Annotated in this window: 3 protein-coding genes; all 3 read left to right on the top strand. The window is 71.1% G+C overall.

The window, feature by feature from the left end; genetic code table 11:
* Positions 1-2134 (top strand): glycoside hydrolase family 3 N-terminal domain-containing protein (locus tag BCD48_RS42050; RefSeq protein WP_071053996.1); only part of this gene is annotated, 2134 nt, incomplete at its 5' end.
* A 57-nt stretch (positions 2135-2191) separates the two neighbouring features.
* Positions 2192-4411 carry an ATP-binding protein gene (locus BCD48_RS42045; protein WP_071053995.1) on the top strand — a complete coding sequence of 740 codons (2220 nt, stop codon included), beginning with the start codon at positions 2192-2194 and terminating at the stop codon, positions 4409-4411.
* 6 nt (positions 4412-4417) lie between these two features.
* Positions 4418-4987 (top strand): branched-chain amino acid ABC transporter permease (locus tag BCD48_RS42040; protein ID WP_131804226.1); only part of this gene is annotated, 570 nt, incomplete at its 3' end.

The following is a 4987-nucleotide window of genomic DNA, read 5'->3' as shown; positions in this document are numbered from 1 at the left end:
CGGGGTCGAGGAGATGGCGGGCGTCCTGCGCCGGCAGGTCCGTGCGATCGGCCACCCCTTCGTCCTGTCGCCCGTCATGGACGTGGCCCGCGACGGCCGCTGGGGGCGGGTGCACGAGACCTACGGCGAGGACCCGTACCTGGTCTCCGCGATGAGCGTCGCGTTCACCCGCGGCMTGCAGGGCACCGACCTGCGCGAGGGCGCCATCGCGACCGGCAAGCACTTCCTGGGCTACGGCGCCACCGAGAGCGGCCAGAACATGGCCCGGACCACCGTCGGCCCGCGCGAGCTGTACGAGGTGTACGCCCGGCCGTTCGAGGCCGCCATCAAACTGGCCGGGCTCGCGGCGGTGATGAACTCCTACAGCACCGTCGACGGCGTCCCGGCCGGCGCGAGCCGYGAGATCCTYACCGGCCTGCTGCGCGACCGCCTCGGSTTCACCGGCACCGTTGTCTCCGACTACGACACCATCGGTCACCTGCACCGTCGGCTGCGGGTCGCCCGCGACGCCGAGGAGGCCGGCCGGCTGGCGCTGGCCGCCGGCCTCGACGTCGAGCTGCCGATTCCCGACGGCTACGGCCCCGTCCTTGCCCAGGCGGTTCATCGCGGCGAGGTCCCGGTGGAGCAGCTGGACCAGGCGTGCTGGCGGGTGCTGCGGGACAAGTTCGCCCTTGGCCTGTTCGACACGCCCTTCGTCCCCGAGGACCCGGTCGTCATCAACGCGACGGCTCGCGACGGCGTCGAGCTCTCCCGCCGTCTCGCCCRGCAGTCCGTCACCCTGCTCARGAACGACGGCCTGCTGCCGCTSTCCCGCGRCCWTCGRCGGATCGCGGTCGTCGGCCCGCACGCGGACGGCRTCRCGGTCGCSTTCCCGGCCTACACCTATCCGGGCGCGCTGCAACTGCTSGCCTCCCGGTTCCGGGGAGAGCGGGTCAACATTCCCGGCACCGAGCASMTGGCYGGAACGATCTCGGACGACACCGTCCGAATGATGATCGAGGAGCTTTCCGGMCCGYTGGGGAAGTCGATCGACGACTACCTRCGCGAGATGTACGGAGCGCGGTCMCTCGCCGAGGCCGTCCGCGCCGCCGCCCCCGSCGCCGAGGTGACRGYGACCGCCGGGTGCGGCGTCCTGGACGGGGAACCGGCCGACATCCCGGCGGCGGTGGCGGCGGCCCGGGACGCGGACGTGGTGATCCTCGCCCTCGGCGGGCGGGGAGGCTGGTTCACGCCGGGCATCACCGAAGGCGAGGGCAGCGACACCGCGAACCTCGACCTCCCGGCGAACCAGGTCGCGCTYGTCAAGGCSGTCGCCGCCACCGGCASSCCGTGCGTCGGCGTCGTCCTCACCGGCCGGCCGATGGCGCTGACCGASGTSGTCGAGGACCTGCCGGCGCTGCTGTRYGGCTACTACGGCGGCCAGCACGCCGCCACGGCCCTGGCCGAGGCCCTGTTCGGAGACATCAACCCCGGTGGGAAGCTCCCCATCTCGATTCCCCGCCATTCCGGGCAGGCGCCGGTCTACTCGGGTCAGCCGACTGGCACGGGCTACCGGCGCACCGACCAGGACATGCATCAGGGCTACCTGGACCTGCCGTCAACCCCRCTGTTCCCGTTCGGTCACGGCCTGAGCTACACCACGTTCGACTACACCGACCTCGCGATCAGCCCCTCGGACGTGGACGCCGCCGTCGATGTCGACGCGGCGGTGACGATCCGCCTGACCGTGCGGAACGCCGGTGAACGTGCTGGCGACGAGGTCGTGCAGCTCTACGTCACCGACCAGGCGACCGGTGTCACCCGGCCCGCGCAGGAGCTGGTCGGCTTCACCCGGATCAGCCTCGCCCCCGGCGCGGCGGCGACCGTCGAGTTCGCCGTGGCGATGAGCCAGCTCGGCTACGTCGGTCTCGACGGACGTTTCGTGCTGGAGCCCGGGCCGATCCAGGTCCTCGTGGGCGGCTCCTGCGACGACATCCGCCTGCGGGGCGCCTTCGAGGTCGTGGGCGACCCAGCGATTCTCGAGGGCCGCCGCTCCTACCTGTCCAGCGTCACCGTCGGCGACGCGTCGCCCGCGTCGCCCGCGTCGCCCGCGCCGCCCGCGCTGCCCGCGCCGCCGACAACCCCCGGAAAGTAGGCCAACGGTGTCCGACATGTTCCCGTTTCGGGCAGCACCCGACGACCGGGCGCGCTCATGAGCGCCCCCACCAGTCCTGCTCCCGAGACCGTGCCCTCGGCGGCCCAGTTAGCCGCCGGGCTGATCGACGCCGAGACGGAACGCCAGGAACAGCAGGCCCAGTCACGGCGTGAGGTGCTGTTCGCGGACGAGTTACTGCCGGGCGTCGGCGGTGAGTCGCTGTCGCTGCGCCAGGGACTGGCCGCGGGCGGTTCGTTGACGTTCCTGGTTTTGGTGTTGTTGAACGCGTTGGACGAGTTGGAGTCRGCGGCGCTGTCGGTGCTGGCTCCCGACATTCGGGACGCGTTCGGGCTGTCCGACGGCGCGATCGTGTTCATCTCGGCCGCGGCGGGTGCCTTCCTGGTGCTGGGCGCGTTGCCGATGGGCTGGATGGCGGACCACTTCCGGCGCAGYCGGGTGATCGGCTGGGCCGGCGTCGTGTTCTCGGTGATGGTGCTCGCCTCCGGTCTGGCGGCGAACGCGTTCCTGTTCTTCCTGGCCCGGTTCGGGGTYGGGGTGGCGAAGTCGAGCAACAACACGGTGCACGGCTCGCTGATCGCGGACACCTATCCGATCGGCGTGCGCGGCCGGCTGTCGGCATCGGTATACGGCGCCGCGCGCGCCGCCGGCGCGCTCAGCCCGCTGCTGGTCGCGGGGATCGCGACCYTGGCGGGCGGGGACGACGGCTGGCGCTGGCCGTTCTTCATCCTCGGGCTGCCGGCGCTGCTGGTCGCGGTGGTGGCGTTCCGGCTGCCGGAGCCGCCGCGGGGCCAGCACGAGATGAAGTCGGTGCTCGGCGAGGTGGTCGAGGACGCCGAGGCGATGCCGATCTCGATCGAGGCCGCGTTCGCCCGGCTGATGCGGATCCGCACGGTGAAGACGGCGATCATCGCGTTCTCGGCGCTCGGYTTCAGCCTKTTCACSACSAGCRTCCTGGCSAACCTGTGGGCGGAYGACCACTACGGGATGTCGACSTTCCARCGGGGCCTGATGGGCTCCCTCGGTGGCGCCGCCCTSGTCGTSGCACTGCCGATCGTCGCYCCSCGCTAYGACCGGCTYTACCAYCGCGACCCCGAGCGGGCGGTGAAGCTGCTGGGGCTGTGCGTGCTRCCSGGCGCGGTGCTACTGCCGRTCCAGTGGTTCATGCCGGGCTGGGTCGGGTTCATGCTGCTGAGCATTCCGGGCGCGGTCTTCGCSTCGGTGGCGTTYKCGATGGTCGGTCCGGTGGTGCAGTCGGTGGTGCCCTACCGGCTGCGCGGKCTYGGRATCGCSCTKGCSGCSGTCTACATGTTCTTCGTCGGCGCCACSGGYGGYGCCCTGYTGTCCGGTCTGATCAGCAACGCCTACGACCCSCGGGTCGCGGTGCTGGTSRTCGGSATTCCGGCGACSYTGGTCGGCGGGCTGATGATGATCCGSGGCGCGTCGTTCGTGARGAACGATCTGTCGCTGGTGGTCGCGGACCTGCGTGAGGAGCTCGCCGAGCGGGACCGGCAGCGGGCCGACCCGGAGAACGTCCCGGTGYTGCAGGTCAATGSSGTCGAYTTCTCCTAYGGCMASGTSCAGGTGCTGTTCGACGTCGGGTTCGAGGTCCGCCGTGGCGAGACSCTGGCGYTGCTSGGSACGAACGGGGCCGGCAAGTCGACGATCCTGAAGGTCATCTGCGGGCTCGGCACGCCGTCGCGGGGTGTGGTGCGGCTCAACGGCCGGACGATCACCTATGTCGCGCCGGAGCAGCGCGGGAAGTACGGCGTGCACCTGCTCCCGGGTGGCAAGGGCGTGTTCCCGGACATGAGCATCCGGGAGAACCTGGAGATGGCGGCGTTCCGGATCCGCCGCGACCGGGTCGACCGCGACCGCCGGTTCGCCTACGTCCTGGACCTGTTCCCGGACCTGGCGGGCCGGCAGTCGCAGCTCGCCGGGTCGTTGTCCGGTGGGCAGCAGCAGATGCTGGCGCTGGCGATGGTGCTGCTGCACGACCCCGAGGTGCTGCTGATCGACGAGTTGTCTCTTGGGCTGGCGCCGGCGGTGGTGCAGGACCTGCTGGCGATCGTGGAGCGGCTCAAGGCGGACGGGCTGACGATCGTCGTCGTCGAGCAGTCGCTGAACATCGCCCTCGCGGTCGCTGACCGGGCGGTGTTCCTGGAGAAGGGGCAGGTCCGGTTCACCGGGCCGGCCCGCGCGCTGGTCGAACGTGACGACCTGGCCCGCGCGGTGTTCCTCGGCCGGGAAGGTGGCTGACTCGTCATGCAGATGCCCACTACCCAGCTGCTGTTCGATGGCGGTGTCAGCGGCCTGGTCATCGGCCTGCTCGCGATCGGCATCGTGCTGGTCCACCGGTCGACCCGGGTCATCAACTTCGCCGTCGCGAACATGGGCCTCGTCGGCTCGGTCCTGTTCGCGCTGCTCGTGGTGCGGTGGAACGTGCCGTACTGGATCGCCCTGGTCATCGCGCTCGTCGTCGGCACGCTGTTCGGCGCGCTCGTCGATCTCGCCGTGGTCCGCCGGCTTTTCCGGGCGCCGCGAGTGATCCTGCTGGTCGCGACGATTGGTGTCGCGCAGCTGGCGCTCACCATCGTCACCGGCCTTCCCGACCTCGACGACTACGCGAGCGAGTCGTATCCGGTGCCGTGGGGTGGGGCATGGTCGCCGGTCGACGGCCTGCGGATCACCGGAGCGCAGCTGAGCGTCCTGGTCACGGTTCCCCTCGTCGCGCTCCTGCTCGGCCTGTTCCTGAGCCGCACCGTGCTCGGCCGCACCGTGCGGGCGTCGGCCAGCAACCCAGAGCTGGCGAGGCTGCAGGGCATCAGCCCGAAG

The sequence above is a fragment of the Pseudofrankia coriaricola genome (genome assembly GCF_001854805.1).
Lineage (GTDB): Bacteria > Actinomycetota > Actinomycetes > Frankiales > Frankiaceae > Pseudofrankia.
Note: the sequence above shows the minus strand (reverse complement) of the source record. Positions and strands in the feature narration are given on the sequence as shown.